This is a genomic window from Rossellomorea sp. DA94 (genome assembly GCF_029834455.1).
In the GTDB taxonomy this organism is placed as follows: Bacteria; Bacillota; Bacilli; order Bacillales; family Bacillaceae_B; genus Rossellomorea; species Rossellomorea vietnamensis.
This window is the reverse complement of sequence record NZ_CP122397.1, coordinates 3927219-3944177: the sequence shown is the minus strand read 5'-3', so window position 1 is coordinate 3944177 and position 16959 is coordinate 3927219. Positions and strand designations below refer to the sequence as shown.

The 16959-nt window shown below is 43.6% G+C and carries 20 protein-coding genes; 10 read left to right on the top strand and 10 right to left on the bottom strand.

What is annotated here, in order from left to right; all coding sequences use genetic code 11:
- Positions 1–101: 101 nt before the first annotated feature.
- Together P8596_RS20580 and P8596_RS20575 are read left to right on the top strand one after the other, a co-directional pair.
- Positions 102–1310 (top strand): MFS transporter, encoded by a 1209-nt coding sequence (locus tag P8596_RS20580; RefSeq protein ID WP_279724885.1) that lies wholly within the window; start codon positions 102–104, stop codon positions 1308–1310.
- A 117-nt stretch (positions 1311–1427) separates the two neighbouring features.
- Entirely contained in the window at positions 1428–1583 is a 156-nt protein-coding gene (locus tag P8596_RS20575) for a DUF1540 domain-containing protein (RefSeq protein WP_079532121.1), read from the top strand.
- 98 nt (positions 1584–1681) lie between these two features.
- On the opposite strand, the gene P8596_RS20570 is transcribed toward P8596_RS20575, so the two are convergent.
- Positions 1682–2890 carry an MFS transporter gene (locus tag P8596_RS20570; RefSeq protein ID WP_279724884.1) on the bottom strand — a complete coding sequence of 403 codons (1209 nt, stop codon included), beginning with the start codon at positions 2888–2890 and terminating at the stop codon, positions 1682–1684.
- Positions 2891–3127: 237 nt separating this feature from the next.
- On the opposite strand from P8596_RS20570, the gene P8596_RS20565 reads away from it, so the two are divergent.
- The gene (locus P8596_RS20565; RefSeq protein WP_279724883.1) at positions 3128–4165 is read left to right on the top strand and encodes a nuclease-related domain-containing protein; all 1038 of its coding nucleotides are present in this window, start codon (positions 3128–3130) and stop codon (positions 4163–4165) included.
- A 34-nt stretch (positions 4166–4199) separates the two neighbouring features.
- On the opposite strand, the gene P8596_RS20560 is transcribed toward P8596_RS20565, so the two are convergent.
- Positions 4200–4871 carry a 5'-methylthioadenosine/S-adenosylhomocysteine nucleosidase family protein gene (locus P8596_RS20560; RefSeq protein ID WP_279724881.1) on the bottom strand — a complete coding sequence of 224 codons (672 nt, stop codon included), beginning with the start codon at positions 4869–4871 and terminating at the stop codon, positions 4200–4202.
- Positions 4872–4946: 75 nt separating this feature from the next.
- Positions 4947–5261: a winged helix-turn-helix transcriptional regulator gene (locus tag P8596_RS20555; protein WP_034764117.1), complete on the bottom strand. Its 315-nt coding sequence runs from the start codon at positions 5259–5261 to the stop codon at positions 4947–4949.
- Between the two features lie 161 nt (positions 5262–5422).
- Here P8596_RS20555 and P8596_RS20550 point away from each other — a divergent pair, with 161 nt between their 5' ends.
- Positions 5423–6271 (top strand): VOC family protein, encoded by an 849-nt coding sequence (locus tag P8596_RS20550; protein WP_279724880.1) that lies wholly within the window; start codon positions 5423–5425, stop codon positions 6269–6271.
- 223 nt (positions 6272–6494) lie between these two features.
- Complete coding sequence (locus tag P8596_RS20545) at positions 6495–7472, top strand: LLM class flavin-dependent oxidoreductase (protein ID WP_279724879.1); 978 nt, start codon at positions 6495–6497, stop codon at positions 7470–7472.
- A gap of 93 nt (positions 7473–7565) precedes the next feature.
- Here the strand turns inward: P8596_RS20545 and P8596_RS20540 are convergent, their stop codons facing one another.
- From P8596_RS20540 to P8596_RS20530, 3 genes are all read right to left on the bottom strand, one after another.
- Positions 7566–7859, bottom strand: a complete 294-nt coding sequence (locus tag P8596_RS20540; RefSeq protein ID WP_279724878.1) for an inner spore coat protein YmaG — start codon at positions 7857–7859, stop codon at positions 7566–7568.
- A 213-nt stretch (positions 7860–8072) separates the two neighbouring features.
- The gene (locus P8596_RS20535; RefSeq protein WP_279724877.1) at positions 8073–8615 is read right to left on the bottom strand and encodes a DUF6944 family repetitive protein; all 543 of its coding nucleotides are present in this window, start codon (positions 8613–8615) and stop codon (positions 8073–8075) included.
- Positions 8616–8672: 57 nt separating this feature from the next.
- A complete protein-coding gene (locus tag P8596_RS20530; RefSeq protein WP_279727041.1) occupies positions 8673–9710 on the bottom strand; it encodes an MBL fold metallo-hydrolase in 1038 nt (345 codons plus the stop codon).
- A 367-nt stretch (positions 9711–10077) separates the two neighbouring features.
- On the opposite strand from P8596_RS20530, the gene P8596_RS20525 reads away from it, so the two are divergent.
- The 4 genes from P8596_RS20525 to P8596_RS20510 are packed head-to-tail and all read left to right on the top strand — an operon-like array spanning position 10078 to position 13595.
- On the top strand, positions 10078–10779 hold the full coding sequence (locus P8596_RS20525) for a response regulator transcription factor (protein WP_279724876.1): 702 nt from the start codon (positions 10078–10080) through the stop codon (positions 10777–10779).
- Positions 10766–11821, top strand: coding sequence for a sensor histidine kinase (locus P8596_RS20520; protein ID WP_279724874.1), 1056 nt, complete (start codon positions 10766–10768; stop codon positions 11819–11821). The genes P8596_RS20525 and P8596_RS20520 overlap by 14 nt, the downstream gene beginning before the upstream one ends.
- Positions 11818–12960, top strand: a complete 1143-nt coding sequence (msrA, locus tag P8596_RS20515) for a peptide-methionine (S)-S-oxide reductase MsrA (RefSeq protein WP_371928697.1) — start codon at positions 11818–11820, stop codon at positions 12958–12960. Before P8596_RS20520 ends, msrA begins: the two co-directional genes overlap by 4 nt.
- Positions 12957–13595, top strand: a complete 639-nt coding sequence (locus P8596_RS20510) for a Crp/Fnr family transcriptional regulator (protein ID WP_034764109.1) — start codon at positions 12957–12959, stop codon at positions 13593–13595. Before msrA ends, P8596_RS20510 begins: the two co-directional genes overlap by 4 nt.
- 30 nt (positions 13596–13625) lie before the next feature.
- On the opposite strand, the gene P8596_RS20505 is transcribed toward P8596_RS20510, so the two are convergent.
- Positions 13626–14816, bottom strand: a complete 1191-nt coding sequence (locus tag P8596_RS20505; protein WP_279724873.1) for an NAD(P)/FAD-dependent oxidoreductase — start codon at positions 14814–14816, stop codon at positions 13626–13628.
- Between the two features lie 110 nt (positions 14817–14926).
- A complete protein-coding gene (locus tag P8596_RS20500) occupies positions 14927–15349 on the bottom strand; it encodes an organic hydroperoxide resistance protein (protein ID WP_261749714.1) in 423 nt (140 codons plus the stop codon).
- 170 nt (positions 15350–15519) lie between these two features.
- Between P8596_RS20500 and P8596_RS20495 the strand changes: the two genes are divergently transcribed.
- Positions 15520–15960 (top strand): MarR family winged helix-turn-helix transcriptional regulator, encoded by a 441-nt coding sequence (locus P8596_RS20495; RefSeq protein ID WP_034764107.1) that lies wholly within the window; start codon positions 15520–15522, stop codon positions 15958–15960.
- 19 nt (positions 15961–15979) lie between these two features.
- On the opposite strand, the gene P8596_RS20490 is transcribed toward P8596_RS20495, so the two are convergent.
- Both P8596_RS20490 and P8596_RS20485 read right to left on the bottom strand, forming a co-directional pair.
- A complete protein-coding gene (locus P8596_RS20490; protein WP_034764106.1) occupies positions 15980–16273 on the bottom strand; it encodes a hypothetical protein in 294 nt (97 codons plus the stop codon).
- A gap of 73 nt (positions 16274–16346) precedes the next feature.
- Positions 16347–16898: a flavodoxin family protein gene (locus tag P8596_RS20485; protein ID WP_279724872.1), complete on the bottom strand. Its 552-nt coding sequence runs from the start codon at positions 16896–16898 to the stop codon at positions 16347–16349.
- Positions 16899–16959: the final 61 nt, after the last annotated feature.

Below are 16959 nucleotides of genomic sequence, written 5' to 3'. Positions count from 1 at the left end.
ATGAAAACCGGAAGAAATTGAATTAATTGTCACAACAACTATATTTACAAATATACATGTTGTAGATATAATTAGTATAACAACTAATTGCGCGAAGGAGAATGATAGTGGAGCATTCAACACAACAAAACATCTGGACACGGCCATTTTTTATGGCGTTACTGAATAACTTTTTTCTCTTTTTGGTATTTTATTCACTGCTTACGATCCTCCCTCTGTATGTGCTTGATGAGTTGCACGGGACAGAAGGTCAGGCAGGACTTGCTACAACGGTCTTCTTACTATCGGCAATCATTGTGCGTCCCTTTTCGGGAAAAATCATTGAGCTGTTAGGGAAGAAAAAGACACTCATCCTCAGTGTATTCATGTTCGGGATTTCCTCATTCATTTACTTTTGTGTAAATGATTTTTATTTTTTGATGGGGCTCCGTTTCTTCCATGGAATCTGGTTTAGTATCGGTTCAACAGTCATGGTGGCGATTGCGGCAGACATGATCCCGGCAAACAGGAAGGGGGAGGGACTTGGTTACTTTGCCATGTCGATGAACCTGGCAGTAGTAGTAGGACCTTTTCTTTCCCTGGCCCTCCTCCAGTGGATTCCGTACACGACATTGTTTATGGGTCTTGCATGGATCATTGTCATTGGCTTTCTATGTTCATTTGGGATTCAGGTGACAGAGAACGAGGTGGTGGAACAGGTAGTGAGCAGTCGCCTGACACTTAAGGATTTAATAGAAGTGAAGGCGATCCCGATTGCATTGGTGGGGTTCCTGACCTCATTTGCTTATTCAGGAATCATGTCGTTTATATCCGTTTATGCGAAGTCTGTCGGTCTATTCGAATCCGTTAGCTTATTCTTCGTCGTATTTGCAGCGGCCATGCTGCTGTCACGGCCATATACAGGACGTTTATTTGACCGGTCGGGACCCAACGCGGTCATCTACCCGTCCCTAATCATTTTTGCCTTTGGACTGATTCTTTTAAGCTTCACTCATTCTGTCGTGTTCTTATTGGTATCGGGAACGCTGATCGGCCTCGGGTACGGTGCTTTGCTTCCAAGTTTCCAGACCATGTCGATACAGGCTGCACCGAAGAGGAGAACAGGGCATGCGACGGCTACGTTCTTCATTTTTTATGACCTTGGGATTGCGGTAGGATCGTTTATGCTGGGGCTTGTTTCATCGCAGCTCGGTTTTTCGGCTTTATATATCATCTGCAGTGGAGTGGTGTTGGTTACAGTCGCTGCATATAAAATCGTGACGAAACGAAGAACAATGGCTGTACATCAAGAGGAAGCATTAGAGTTATAAAATGAAGAGGGGCTTACCTTTCAGAGGTGAGTCCCTTTTTAAGGATCAGGGGTCAATGTGAAGGTATGAACCTGAAACGAAACGTACACTCTAATGGTACAGGGGAGGTGTAAAACCATGGCACAGGACGTACTATGTGAAGTAAGCAACTGCAGGTACAACAGTGAAGGAAAGAAGTGTTCTGCAGACCAGATTTTCGTTGTCAGTCATAAAGGGAACAAAGCGCATAACAGCGAAGAAACGGACTGCAAAACATTCGAACCGGGTATGTAATAGGAGAGAAGGCAACCATAGGCGTGGTTGTCTTCTTTTGATATATTATTGATAATAATTCTCATTGTTATACAAAAAAGCCCACAATGAGTTGTGAGCTAACTTGCTTGTTCCGATAACACAGTCGTTTTGAGCTGTCTGTATTTCGAGTAGAAAAGTCCCGTCATAACCAGGGAGAGGCATCCGAATAAAACCGTCATGATCTGCAGCCCGACAAGATCTAATAGGAGCCCGGTTAAAAGCAGGACAACTTGAAAGATCAGCCGGTCGAGCATATTCCGAAACGAAAAGAAACGTCCGTGAAATTCTTTCGGGATCCGTGTTTGGAAAATGGTAGCAGCTGTCGGGAAGAAGCACCCTACAGAGAAGCCGAATACCGTGAAGGCAAGGACCGACATGACGGGGCTAGTGGCAAAATAAAGGAGCATTTGCGCAATCCCGATGACAAAGCTGAAGGCGAACAGAATCTTATATGGAGATACTTTTTCACCGATTTTTTTCACTGCAAATGCACCCGTCATAAAAGCGATCCCTTCCGCTGTATAGATCCATCCTTTAATGGCGGAACTGTCCTGCAGCTCGCTGATGTTAATGACCATCAAATTGAATCCACCGATAAATAAAAGCGGGATGAGTGTCATCACGAGGGTCATAAATACGATGGGAAGTCCTTTGATGACCGGGAATACTTCCTTGAAGCCTGCTGCTTTTGGCTTGTTGCCTTGCGGTTTGGCGTATGACTCCTCGTTTTCGCCGATTGTCAGGAACCAGGTCATGACGAACAGGGCAAGGTACGCTACAAGAGATAGAACATACAGCATCGATAAAGAAATGATGACCAGCAGAATTCCAGCTAAAGCCGTCCCGAGGATCCTTGAAAGGGTCGCCACATTCATATGCACCCCGTTCATCTGCAGCAGTTCACTCTCTTTCACCACCATCGGAATGGCAGCCTGAAGGGCAGGGAAATAAAAAGCGGCAGAGATTTGGATGCTTATTAAGAAGACGACCATCCATAGTACCGAGCCCGTATATATAGCGATGAGCATGAAAACGACACTGAGTGCCCGTGTGAATCCGGATACGAGCATCACGGTTTTTTTATTTACCTGGTCCGTTATTTTGCCGGCTAGCGGACCGACAGCAAGGCCGGCCAGGAGACCGGACGCTAATAGGACGGACTTCAGAAAATCAGAAGGCACCTTTTCCTGCATAAACTCCAGATTTCCGATGATTCCGAGCCATAATCCAAGCCCGGCAATGAATTCCCCGATTAATAATATCCACACATTCTTATTTTTCCACATAGTAGGTCCGTCCCTCGCAGTCGATTTATTTCGTTACTCTAAATATACTATGGTGGGGGTGGGAAGGGAATGGTTTTTGTTGGGGGAGGGGTGTGTTTTTGGAGCAAATGCATTTCGCTGATAAAAGTGAGATATCGCTTATAAAACGTCAATTTCGCTGATATATCGGAAATTTTGCTGATAAAACTTAAATTCCGCTGATAAAACTAGGGTTAACCAACTCAAGCAGGATTTTCTATGTTCCATGAAGAATACAGTAATATAAAATCGGACTGGAGTGATAAAATGATCGAAAAAGAACGAATCATCCCTCGAAATATCCTCATTTTGCAAGCATTAATCCGCAGGTTACCACTCAATCATCCAAAACTGTACCTGATAAAAGATGAACTCGGTAAAAGAATGGCAGGGTTCAAAGGAGAGAAGACTTTGGATTACACATTAAGCTTATTAGACACCAAAAAATACTACATTCTCAACGATCTTAGGATCCCTTGCAAAGAAGGCTTTTTTCAAATAGACACACTGCTTATCACGACCAAAGTAATCATAAATATTGAAGTCAAATACCTTGCAGGTACTGCTTACTTCGATCCAATCTTCAATCAGCTTATTCAAACAAAAGATGGTAATGAATCAGCGTTACCAGACCCTACAATTCAAGTTAAAAGACAGGAAAGCAAGCTGCTAGATTGGCTAAAGAAAAATGGCTTCCACAATATCCCCGTATATTCCTTCGTAGTCATGAGTAACGATCGTACAATTATAAAAACCTCTCCAGATAACAAAATCCTTAATAAAATCGTCATTCACCGCCAATCCTTATTCGATAAGATTAAATATATTGAGGGGTTTGTTAGAAACGAATCGGCAACTATAAAGGACATAAAAAAATTGATCCGCACCTTAAAAAGACATCATTCAGAACCTGTTTCCACTGTTTTAGAACGATATGGAATTAAAGAAAGGGAACTGTTAAAGGGAGTCATATGTGAAGTTTGCAATCACCGCCCGTTAATAAGGAAACATGGTAAATGGTTTTGTATGGAATGTAATAATGAAAATTCACATGCTCATATTCAAGCCCTTAAAGATTATGAACTTCTTATAAGGTCCACAATTAATAATGCTGAGTTAAGAACATTTTTAAATGTAGATTCCTCCCATGTTGCCAAACGACTCCTCCAAACCCTCAACCTACCCACCACAGGCATCAAAAAAGGAACCACATATATCCTTTCATTCAACGAAAATCAATCAACAAAATCCCAATAAAAAACCCAGAGCCAATGTCTCTGGATTTGTATGGTTATATAAATCGATTTAAATATTCGCCAAATATTTTGTTCATCACTTTGGGTGTGTTTTCTATATAAACATTGATCTGGTCGATATTTGATTCGAATGTATCAGAGTTACTTTCAACTGATGGAAAATCAGATATTCCTTTAATGATAATGCATTCAACGTCATTCTTCTTACAGATATACGCAATGGCACCTGCTTCTGTATCGGCTATTGTGATTTCGTTTTCTTTCAGTTCTACATAGTCCTTCCACATAACGACTGCTTTATCAGCGGTGCCGATTGTTCCGGTGGAAAAGTCATTTCCGTATTTTGATAGATCGATATCGACGATAAAGGATTGCTTAATAAAAGGCTCGATTTCTTTTACTGTGCAATCATATTGAACGGCTTTGTCGGGTACAAAAATATCCAGATTACTGAACTTATCATCTATTCCTGCACAGGTTCCAGCAACGATCACTTTCGTTAAATGAAAGGTAGAAATCATATACTGATTACCACCGACACCATTTACCTTCCTTACACCGGTACTATAAAAAACAAGTTCGGTATCATTCATTGTTCTTTTGAAATATTCGCCATAAGGATAACCGAAACGTTCATGGTCTTTTACCCTGAAATATTCCAACGTCGCTTCATATTCCCACTTTGTTGCTATACTGATTCCTATCATCGACTTATCTCCCTGTAAAGATAGCTATTTTTATTTTTCTCTCCCAAAACGGAGCTCCTTAATAATAACGGGTTCTCATTCCTTTTCAATCCACTCTTGGGACCACTTCTCTATATTCTTCATTAAAGGCTCTAAAGAATAACCTTTCTTTGTTAACGAATATTCAATCCGCACCGGTGTCTCGGGATAGACGGTCCGTGTAACGATTCCTTCTTGTTCAAGATCCTTTAATCGCTCGGATAGAAGTCTTCCGCTAATGCCGATTGCGTCTTTGATGGTACAGTTCCGTTGGGGGCCGGAAAGCAGCTGGTAAATGATGAGCCCTGTCCATCGCTGACTTAAGATGCCGATCGCTTTTTCAAATCTTGGACATATTTCAGATTGGTTCATCTTCAATGCCTCCTTCATTCATGGAATTTCTAATTTGTAGTATACCATATAACGGGTAATTGGGTAATTTAATTACTTGACGAAACATAGTTATTAATTTAAAATTAGTTACATAAAGTAACTTAGTAAAATACATCTAAAAATAAATCGGAGGAACCATAATGAACTTTCATAAAGAACCCCATACATTTGTTGGGGAAGTGAGCTTAAACGTACAGGATTTGAAGCGATCTCTTTCTTTTTACAAGGAAGTGATCGGGTTTAAAGTGCTGGAGCAGTCAGAAAAACGGGCTACTTTAACGGCGGACGGTATTCATGCATTGTTATCCCTGGAAGAGCCGGATGAAGCTTTACCTAAAGAACCGCGAAAAACTGGGTTGTATCATTTTGCTCTGTTGCTGCCAAGTAGAGAGGACCTTGGTAAGATTCTGGCCCATCTGATCAAGATGAATATACAGCTCGGATCTTCGGACCACCTTGTCAGTGAAGCAATCTATTTATCCGACCCTGATGGGAATGGAATCGAGATCTACAGGGACCGTCCGGCAAGCGCCTGGACATGGCATGGTGATCAAGTCGAAATGACCGTCGACCCCCTCGACGCACGGGGGATATTAGCCGAGGCGGAAGGGGAAGTTTGGAACGGGCTTCCTGCCGGTACAGTGATGGGGCATATTCATCTCCACGTATCTGATTTGAAGGCGGCGGAAGAATTCTACGGGAAAGGTCTTGGCTTTAACGTGGTGAGCCGTTTCGGGAACCAGGCGCTCTTCATTTCGACCGGAGGGTACCATCATCACATCGGATTGAATACGTGGAATGGTGTGGGTGCTCCGGCTCCTTCCGAAAACAGTGCTGGCCTCAACTGGTTCACCCTTCACTTCCTAAATGAAGAAAAGCGCAACAGCACCATTCATCATCTCAAATCCATTGGGGCGGCTATACAGGAACATGACGGTACAATCCTCACAGTGGACCCATCCGGCAACCACATCTATTTAAGACTGTAAAAGGGAGGGACGGACCTCGAAAAACGAGGTCCGTCCTTCTTCTGTATTCTTCATACATGTTGATACAGAGGGGTTCATCTGGATATATTGAGAGCGTTTCCCGTGATATTCCCGCGGAAAGCGAGGTCCGTCCCTCTAAGCAGTTTTTTTGGTCCTGCAGATGTTAGTGGGATAATGTAAGTACATACTAATGGAAATTAGATTGGGAAGGGGAGTGACATGGATGAAGTTGAGTGTTTTGGATCAGTCTGTGATTGTGAGGGGAGGGGACGCAGGTTCTGCGTTTCGGAATACAGTGGAGCTTGCACAGGTTACAGAGGAGTTGGGGTACACGCGATTCTGGGTGGCCGAGCATCATAATACGAATGGTCTTGCAGGTTCGGCTCCCCAGGTACTGATCTCACATATTGCGTCCATGACGCGTTCGATACGGGTCGGATCTGGAGGTGTCCTCCTTCCACAATACAGTCCTTACAAAATTGCTGAGGACTTCAAGGTGTTGGAAACCCTATTTCCCCATCGCATCGATCTTGGAATCGGCCGTTCCCCAGGGGGATCATATGAAACACGGATGGCTCTTACGGATGGGTTGAAAAAGAGTATGAATGAGTTTCCGGGGCAGGTGGAGGCACTTCAGAATTACTTGCATCTCTCATCTGAACAAAGCGTGAAGGCTTATCCTGACATACCGTCTCCTCCACTTCCATGGATACTGGGCATCACCCACCGAGGTGCCAGGGTAGCAGCTGAAAAAGGTACGGCCTTTACCTTTGGTCACTTCATCAATCCGGTCAATGGGAAGCGGGCGATGGATTATTATCAAACTCACTTTCAGCCTTCATCCTCATTAGCCAGACCCTTGAGCAATGTGTGTATCTTTGTCGTTTGCGCTCCAACCGAGGAGCAAGCAGAAGAAATGGCTCTCACACAAGACTTATGGTTATTGGCTGTAGAGAAGGGGATCGATACTGAAATTCCTTCCGTAGAAGAAGCAAAGGCAAGAGTGCTGACACCGAAGGAACAAGAAAAAGTAAAGGAAAACAGAAAAAGAGCGATAGTCGGAACCCCTCAAAAAGTGAAAGAAGAACTCCAGATGCTAAGTGAAGTATATCAAACCGATGAATTTATGATCATCACCAATGTGTCCCAATTCAAAGACAAAGTAAGGTCGTATGAGTTGATCGCTGAGGCAGTTCTTTAATCCATAGGGGCCTGAGAGGCATGAAAACCCCTGAAATAAGAAAGGGAACCTATGGCGCTTTCCCGCCAAGGTTCCCTTTCGATTTATATGATATTAGTAATAAGGATATGGCGAATAACCATAACCATAATAAGGAGGCGGATAGCCATACCCGTAACCATACCCATAACCTGGACTCAGTAGTGCTGCTCCTAATAATCCACCGGCAAGTCCTCCCACAAACGGACTGAAGCCGAATCCAAATCCTGGTCTTCCGAATCCTCCATAACCGAACCCCGGTCTCCCGAACCCTCCAAATCCCGGTCTTCCGAAGCCTACCCGTCCGATTGGTCGGCGGTAATCACTATAGTCTATAAACGTTTCATTGCCTGTTTGAAAATCATTCATAGCATAAAACCTCCTCTCTATCTAGGTTATGAGTATTCGGTTTGAGTGGGATTGGTATAGGCGTCTACCCAGATAAAGAGATTTTATGAAAAAGTACCCAGTGGGCTGTCAGGAGAAGATTTGGATATCCATAGGATTCGGATTGGGTTCGATTGTTTTTATATCGAATCCATCGGCCCTGCATTTTCGAAATAAGAGTACACGCAAAGCGTATCAAGTGGAGGGCTTTTTTGATTGGGCGAGTGCTGAAATTATGGCTCCGATCGCCTGGATCCAGCTGCCTTTGGCGTAAAGGTTTCCGCTGTCCCTATCGTTTAATTCCAGGATGACGGCTATGGCTTGAAGGGAGTTCCCGATGGCTTTCAAAAGGTTCCCGTATATTGAAAATAGTTCTTCTACTGTATGTTCTTCATTGAAGGAATCTGCCAGGGCAGTGGATGCCCCCAATGCCTGCACCAGGTTTCCCTTGATAATCAACTCCTGCTCGATGATGTCATTGTTACGCATGACAATGCCTGCAATGACGATGACGTTCCCAATGGCTTGAAGTCCATTCCCTACTTTTGTCAAAGTGAATTCCTTGATGGCATCTGCACTAAGGGCGCTACCTGTTGCCTGAAGTTCATTTCCTATGAGATTAAAAGAATTGAGCGTTTCCCTTGGAATCCACTTAATGGGTGTACTCCCGATCGCGGCGATGACAGTCCCGGTAGCCGCAATCCATGCGCCAAGCGTGGCTTTTTGCTCATTTCCCATAGTTGATCGCCTACTTTTTCGTTCTTAGATAGTGTATACATAGGGGCGATTGTTTGTTCATTCCCACCATCTCGAAGAAGGGAATGAATCTCCCTCCACAAGAAACGTTTCCCCGATTTTCGGCGTTACAATGGAAACATTCCGTTCATTCCCGTATTTTGTGACACGTTCAATCGGATCTGTCCATTCATGAAAAGATAATGTGAAAGCCCCCCAATGGACGGGCAGCAGCCATTTCCCTTTCACGTCAATATGGGCTTGGACGGTTTCTTCAGGGAGCATATGAATCGGTGCCCATCTGGGGTCATACTGGCCGCATTCCATCAGGGTCAAATCGAACGGACCGTACTTCTCACCAATCTCTTGGAAGTGCGGACCATACCCACTATCCCCACTGAAAAAAATCCTGTTAGTTTCACCGGCGATAACCCAAGAACACCATAAAGTAGCGTTACGATCATTCAAATTCCGCCCGGAAAAATGTCTGGCGGGAGTACAGGCTAATGTAAGACCGGCCCATTCAAATTCACCCCACCAATCAAGCTCTACTATATGATCGGATTGGATCCCCCAACGCTCCAAGTGACTTCCCACTCCAATGGGGACGAAAAATTGCTTCACGTGATTAAGAAGCTTTTGAATGGTTCCGTAATCAAGATGATCATAATGATCATGAGAAAAAATCACAGCATCGATGGAAGGCAGTTCATCGATTTGAAAGGGGAGCTCCTTGCTGTAGCGCTTTCCACCGATCCATGGAAAGGGGGAAGGGGATCTTCCGAACATGGGATCAAGGAGAAGTCTCTTTCCATCGATTTCAATCAAGGATGCGGAATGTCCGAACCACGTAATATTCGTCACGAGGTGGGGGTGGGAAATAGAAGGAAAGGCGACTCGTGGAATATCCTGTCCCGGTTTGCGATTAGCGTTTCGTTTGAAGAGGTCGAGAATCATTGAAACGGATGAAGAAAAGCTGGCGGCCATGGAAGTGGGTAATGAATTTTGAAATGAACCTTGAGAATACTGGAGAGACGAGTTGACTCGCTCACGTGCAGGCTTTTTCCCAAATGCGGGGTAATACCTCACGATTATCATCCCTGTAAAAACTATGACTAAAAGCAATATAAGAGTGATAAACATGGAGATTCTCCTTTTCGTTCGATATCTTTTACTATCTCAAATTTGTAAGAGCCTGTCCAAAACGAAACCCGTGACATTTAAGAAATAATTAAGAATTACGTTAAGATTCCATAAGGTTTGTTATTTATACTTTTGATAATTGGAATTTGAGAAGATAGTATCTCGTGTCCTCCTTTTTAGACAGGGCAGCACCGGCATACACCTGCGTAAAAGGAAACCGATTCATCTTCGCCAGACAAAATCACTAGCGGTACAATGAATATATACAAAACCTTTGGAAGAGATGATCCCAATCAGAGGGATTAAAGGAAGGGGCATTTAAATGGCGAAAAAAGTTCTATTAGTGGATGACGAGGAAAATATTGTAGATGTATGTTCACGCTATCTTGTCCGGGAAGGGTATGAAGTTAGTGCTGCCTTTAACGGCAAAGAAGCACTTCAACAATATGCCGCCTTCCACCCGGACATTGTGATTCTCGACATCATGATGCCCGAAATGGATGGATGGGAGGTAGCTGAAAAAATAAGGGAGGACCATGACACTCCGATCATCATGCTGACGGCTCTTGGGCAAGAGAAGGACCGTATTTATGGACTTACCTTAGGAGCAGACGATTATATCACCAAGCCATTCAGTCCACGCGAGCTGCTGTTACGGGTTAAGAATGTTTTAAGAAGAACCCATTCTTCATCTGAAAGGAAAGAGGACATTCTCACATGGGATGGTTTGCTCATTGATCGTACTAGACGGAGAGTGATTGCAGGGAGAAACGAGGTTGAAATGACGGTAAAGGAGTTTGAACTGTTATCCTTACTGGCCAAACACCCATCTCAGGTGTTCTCAAAATCCCAACTGATCGAAACGTTGTGGGGATATGAGTATCTTGGTGATGCCAATACGATCAATGTCCATATTCGCAGGTTAAGAGAGAAGATCGAGGTTGATCCATCCGACCCCAAGTGGATTAAAACGGTGTGGGGAATAGGGTATAAATTCGAGGGGGGACAGCATGGTGAAGATTAGGACCCTCCTCATTTTAGCCAATACGATTTCCCTGATGGTGATCATGATCTTCCTCACCATATCATATGTCCAAATGTTTATTTCAACTGATATCATTATACTTCTCTTCTTTATTACATTGGGAGCGGGAGTTTTATCTTTTGCAGTCAATTTGATGATCACGAGCCCTTTATTAAATTCCGTGAAGCAAATGAGCAGAGAAGCAGGGAAGATGGCCAATGGTGACTTTAAGGTAAAGGTAACGGAGGCAGGACCTCAGGAAATCAAAGAGCTCGCTGCCAACTTTAATCACATGTCCACTAAGATAGAAGGGATGTTTGAGGAATTGAAGGAATCAGAAAAATTCAAGAGTGAGCTGATTGCCAATGTGTCGCATGATCTAAGGACACCCCTGTCATCCATCCATTCCTTTGTAGCTGCTTTGAATGATGACATAATCGAAGATCGGGAGACCCGGAAGCGATACTATGAAACGATCCTATCTGAAACGGAAAAATTAAGTCTATTGATAGGAGAAGTATTGGAATTTTCTCAATTGGAGAACAGAAAGCTGCCATGGAATCCACATCATACATCAATCGATCAGCTTCTGATTGACAGCCTTGGGCAATTCGAACGAAGAATACAGGAGAAAGAAATACAAGTAAAGGTCGAGTACGATGACAGCTTGCCTCTCATCCCGTTAATGCCTGTTCAAATCAAGAGGGTCATGACAAACCTTCTCCAAAATGCTCTTTCGTTCTCGCCTGATAAAACGGCTCTTACCATACGGACTGTGAAAAAAGGAGATAAAATAGAATTTTCCGTGACAGATCAAGGGAAGGGGATACCCATTGAAGAACAGGCCTCCATTTTTGAACGATTTTACCGAGTGGAAAAGTCCCGTACTAAAGCGGGAGGAGGATCAGGGCTGGGACTCTCCATCAGCAAGGAAATCATTGAACTCCACTGTGGGGAAATGGGGGTTGAAAGTGATGGTCATTCTGGCAGCACCTTTTGGTTTCAATTACCTATAGAAAATAGTGAGGAGGAGAGACAGTGAAGAAAATAATAATCGGAATCGGGTTGATACTCTTATTGGCTATTGGAGCCTTTTTCGGACCGAAACTGTATGCAAGTATGACCCAGAAATCGTTGGGAAGTGAAGCGGTGAAAACAGAGATGATCGATGAAGATCATGCACTCGCTACCTTTGCAGGGGGATGCTTCTGGTGCATGGAACCACCTTTTGAAAAACTGGATGGTGTATACTCGGTCATTTCAGGATATACGGGCGGAAAAGAACAAAATCCTACTTATGACGAGGTATCCTCCAAACAGACAGGTCACGTGGAAGCTGTTCAAATTGAGTACGATCCTGACGTGATCACTTATGAACAGTTACTAAAAGTCTTCTGGAGGCAGATTGACCCGACCGACGCAGGTGGACAGTTCGTAGACCGGGGACCTCAATATGTAAGCCGGATTTTCTACCACGATGAAGAACAAAAAAAGACTGCTCAACAGTCAAAAAATGAATTGGCTGACTCGGGACGTTTTGAAGATAAAATTGTAACAGAGATTCAACCGGCCAAAACGTTTTACAAAGCAGAGGAGTACCATCAGGATTATTATAAGAAAAATAAATTAAGCTATAAATTTTACAGAAGCAATTCAGGCCGGGATGACTTTCTGGATGAGGCGTGGGGAGATGATCGCCATATAGAACTCCAGACCAATTCTCTTTATCCCTCTTTTACCGATGATGAGTTAAAAGAAAAATTGACGGATATCCAATACAAAGTCACTCAGGAAGATGCCACGGAGGAAGCTTTCAAGAATGAATATTGGGATAACAAGGGAGAGGGAATCTATGTGGATGTCGTCTCGGGTGAACCTCTATTCAGTTCGAAGGATAAATACAAAAGTGGAACAGGATGGCCAAGTTTCACGAAGCCCCTTGTGGAAGATAATATTGTAGAAGTAAAGGACCGGACTTTGTTCATGGTGAGGACGGAGGTCAGAAGTAAACACGCCGATTCACATTTGGGTCATGTGTTTGAAGATGGCCCTCAGCCAACAGGATTAAGATATTGCATGAACTCTGCAGCCCTTCGTTTTGTCCCGAAAGGTGAATTAGAAGAGCAGGGATACGGTGAGTTTGTGTCTCAGTTTGAAACAAAAGAGGAGGGGGCGTCATGAATTCATCCACCCCGTTGCAATCGACTTCCATTTTAGAAGAACTGTCCGAGAGGCTCGTAAATTACTCGAAAAAAGAAGTCATCTTCCAGCCTTTTTCATTGGATCAGCATCTATATAAGATTCATTCGGGAAAAATCAAGCTCTATAAGAACAGTGAGGATGGACGGAAAACCATCCTTTTCGTTTTAGGAGAAGGCGAGATATTCAGCAATATCCCCAGTTTCAGTTTAGATGAAGAAGGGGTATATGCAGAAACGATTGATCCGACAATTTTACATGTCCTCTCTCACAAACGGGTGGAGAGTATGAAAGGCACACATACATTGACCGTGACGGAATTATATTCAACTCTTAACCAACAAATGAAAATGCGAAATCTATTCATAGAACGTATCATGTATACCCCTGTAAAAGAAAGGATCCTTTTCCTTCTGTCCTTTCTAATGAAGCGATTCGGAGAAAAGCAGGGTAACCTGATTAAAATCAATGTGCACCTCACACACCAGGACATCGCAAGCTTCATTGGTTCGACCAGGGAAACCGTCACCAGCCTCACAAAAGAACTAATCAAAGAAGGCTACATCCAAAAAATCAATAGAAATTATCATATGGTGACAGGGACGGATCTTTCCTGAAGGTCCGTCCCCCTCTTTCATCCTCATCATTTATCTATCCAATTTGACGATTTCTGCATCCGGGTTGGGACGTTCGAGGATAAGGTCCCGCAGGATGTTGGCTCCGAGCATGCTGTAGACAGTGCCGTTTCCGCCATAACCGAGCAGATAATAAACCCTGTCTTTGTCGGGATGTTTGCCGATATAGGGAAGGTTGTCCAGGGACTCCCCGAAGCTTGCCCCCCATGCATAGTCCATCTTGATCTTCAGGTCGGGAAACAGTTTCTGAACCTCTTTTTCGATCCGCTTTCCGCGTTTTTCGATTTTCTTCTCACTTTGTGGCGCCTCTGCAGGGTCTTCGTCTAACCCTCCGGCAATAATCCGGTTATCTACCGTCGTGCGCAAGTATAGATAAGGCCGCTTTGTCTCCCAGATGAGCGCTCTGTCATCCCATTGAGATAAGTCCTCTATCGGTTCTGTCGCAATGGCATAGGACCTGTTGATGTCTGAACCTATTTTCTTATTCAAGGGAGGCGTTTCATAGCCTGTTGCATGGATCAAATGCGTTGCTTCAATGATCCCATCAGGAGTATGGATATTTACACCTGTTGAATGTTCTTCTATATTTGTTGCTTCAAGATTCTCAAAGATCGTTGTTTGCTTTCCTTCTTTTAAATAATCAAATATCCCATTCACGAATTTGTATGGATTCACTTCTGCGTCACCATGTGTGATCAACGCGCCAGCCTTTGAAAAAGGCAAGCGGTCTTTCATCTCTTTACGAGACCAATACTCCACAGGGAAGCCGTGCTCATTCAAAGTTTTATATTCTTTCTTTAACTTTGGAACATGTCGGGACGTGCTTGCATAGTAAATGCTTTTCCTGCGGATGAAATCAGGAGAAACCGGTAGATTCATCGCCACCTTCTCCAGATTCTCCACTGCTTCCATACATAAGGAATAAAAACGGACCGCTTTGTCTTCTCCGATCTGGTCCATTAATTCATGAAGCATGACGTCATTGGAAAACTGAAGCAGACCTGTATTGGCGGATGAACTGCCGGCAGCCAGCGTCCGTTTTTCAATGATGGCAACATTCAAGCCTTCCTGGACGAGTGAATAGGCGCATAATGCCCCTGACATCCCGCCTCCTATAATAACTGCATCATACTTTTTATCAAAATCTTCTTGTCTATTTTTTAATGTGGTCGGCCAATACAATTGACCATTGTGTAATTCCATCCTGGTGCCCCCATTGAGTAATGAATTTATTCCTATTCCATTCCCTTGAGGAGGGGAGATCAAAACATGTGAAATCTAAAACAGGATGGGCATGCGCCCATCCTGTTCCGTTAAAATAATTCAGTATGCAATTCTACATCGATATTTCCGTTTGTTGCTTTGGAATAAGGACATACACCATGTGCTTTTTCCACCAGTTGTTTGGCTTCATCCAGTTCTACACCATTTACGGCCACTGAGAGGACAACGCCTAATTTAAATCCTCCGTCAGTATCTTTACCGATTGACACTTCAGCCGTTACATTGGATTGGATTTTTTTCTTTTCCTGGCGGGCCACTAAATTTAGAGCGCTGTCGAAACAAGCCGAATATCCAGCTGCAAATAGTTGTTCAGGATTTGTTGCCCCGTCTGCCCCGGAACCACCAAGTGATTTTGGCATGCCTAGAGCGACATCCAATACTCCGTCACTGCTTGTTACTTTTCCATCGCGGCCACCTTTTGCCGTTGCTTTTGCTGTGTATAATGCATCCATTTCTTTCACTCCTCTTTATTGGTTGTGTGCAATTAAATATTACAAAACTAAATATAATGGATTTATACTTAGTTGTCAACTATTAAGTTGTGTAAAATTAAATTTGATAAATGATACTTTTTTTTGTATGATAATCTCAATTAGTATGTACAAGAAAGGAATCGACATGTATGAAGGATCCACTTTTATTGGAAAATCAAATTTGTTTTAAAATATATACAGCTGAGAGGGAGATCACGAAGCTTTACCGGAGCCTCCTGGAGGAAATCGGTGTCACGTATCCTCAATACTTGGCTTTGCTCGTGTTATGGGAAGAAAAAACGATATCCGTAAAGGAACTCGGCAGAAAGTTATTCCTGGACTCCGGCACATTGACACCCATGCTGAAAAGGATGGAAGCAAACGGACTGGTGGAGCGGAAGCGTTCGTCAGAGGATGAGAGAAGTGTCATCATCAGTCTTACGGATAAAGGACTGGAAATGAAGGAGAAAGCAGAATGTGTCCCGACCCGTTTATTGGATAGGCTTGAGATGAATGGTGACGAGCTCTCGAAATTGGATCAGACGTTGACGACGATCCTCAATAAACTGCAAAATGAAGTGAAGGGGTGACGTTGGTTGCCCCTTATTTTTATCGAGATCTTTCTTCCTCCTTCTCCCCCCGAAACGCCAACACTGAAGTCTTCAAAGAAGCGTAATTCCCAATCGCCGCATAACCGTAAAAAAAGCCCATGAATATACCCGTGACGGGATGTCCCCTGTGGCTGATGAAAATCGAGATGAAAAGCCCGAGCAAGACGGCAATATTCGGTACCAGAAAAGCCCGTGGTTTAAAGAAGACTTTGATTAGCTGGGTTAACAGGATAATGACGGGAATGGCGATGACGGCATCCCAGAAGTTTGTGTGAATCGTTGGGAAATCCATATAAAGCCTCCAATAAGGGTTTTGTTCATACTATTTCCTTATTGTGTGTGGATTAACAAAAAAAGATGACCCCTTAAGAGGGATCATCCATTTTAAATCGTGCATTCCAGCGTTCTGCCTTCTCCAGGGCGGTAGGATCGTTCACGATCTCACCAGGTTTGACGCCGGCACCGATCAGATAATCTGTGAATTCCATTTGGACAAACTCAAAAATGTAATTGAATTGCTGTACAAGGGGAAGTCCTTTTATGTTGGCCGAGCTTCCGCCGGTAATCACGACGTACGCCTTTTTCTTCGTAAGCTCTTCTTTCAGGTTGAAGCGCTCGTCGCGCAAATACTGACTCCAACGGTCGAAGAAATTCTTCATCGGACCACTCATTCCATACCAATAGAGAGGTGTAGCGAATAATAATACGTCATGCTCTTCCATCATCCGGACCAGCTCTTCGTAATCATCCTCCACAGGGAGAAATCCTCCTTCAGCGTGACGAAGGTCTTCAATCGGTTCAATATGCAGATCGGCAAGGGAAACGATGGTATGGTCGGTACCTTCGACGATTTTCTTCGCAAGATATTCGGAGTTCCCGTTTTTTCGTGTGCTTCCTAAAAGGGCAAGTACTTTCATTGATGAACACTCCTTTATACATTTCATTATATTTAGCTTTAACAGCTAATGGGATTCTTAA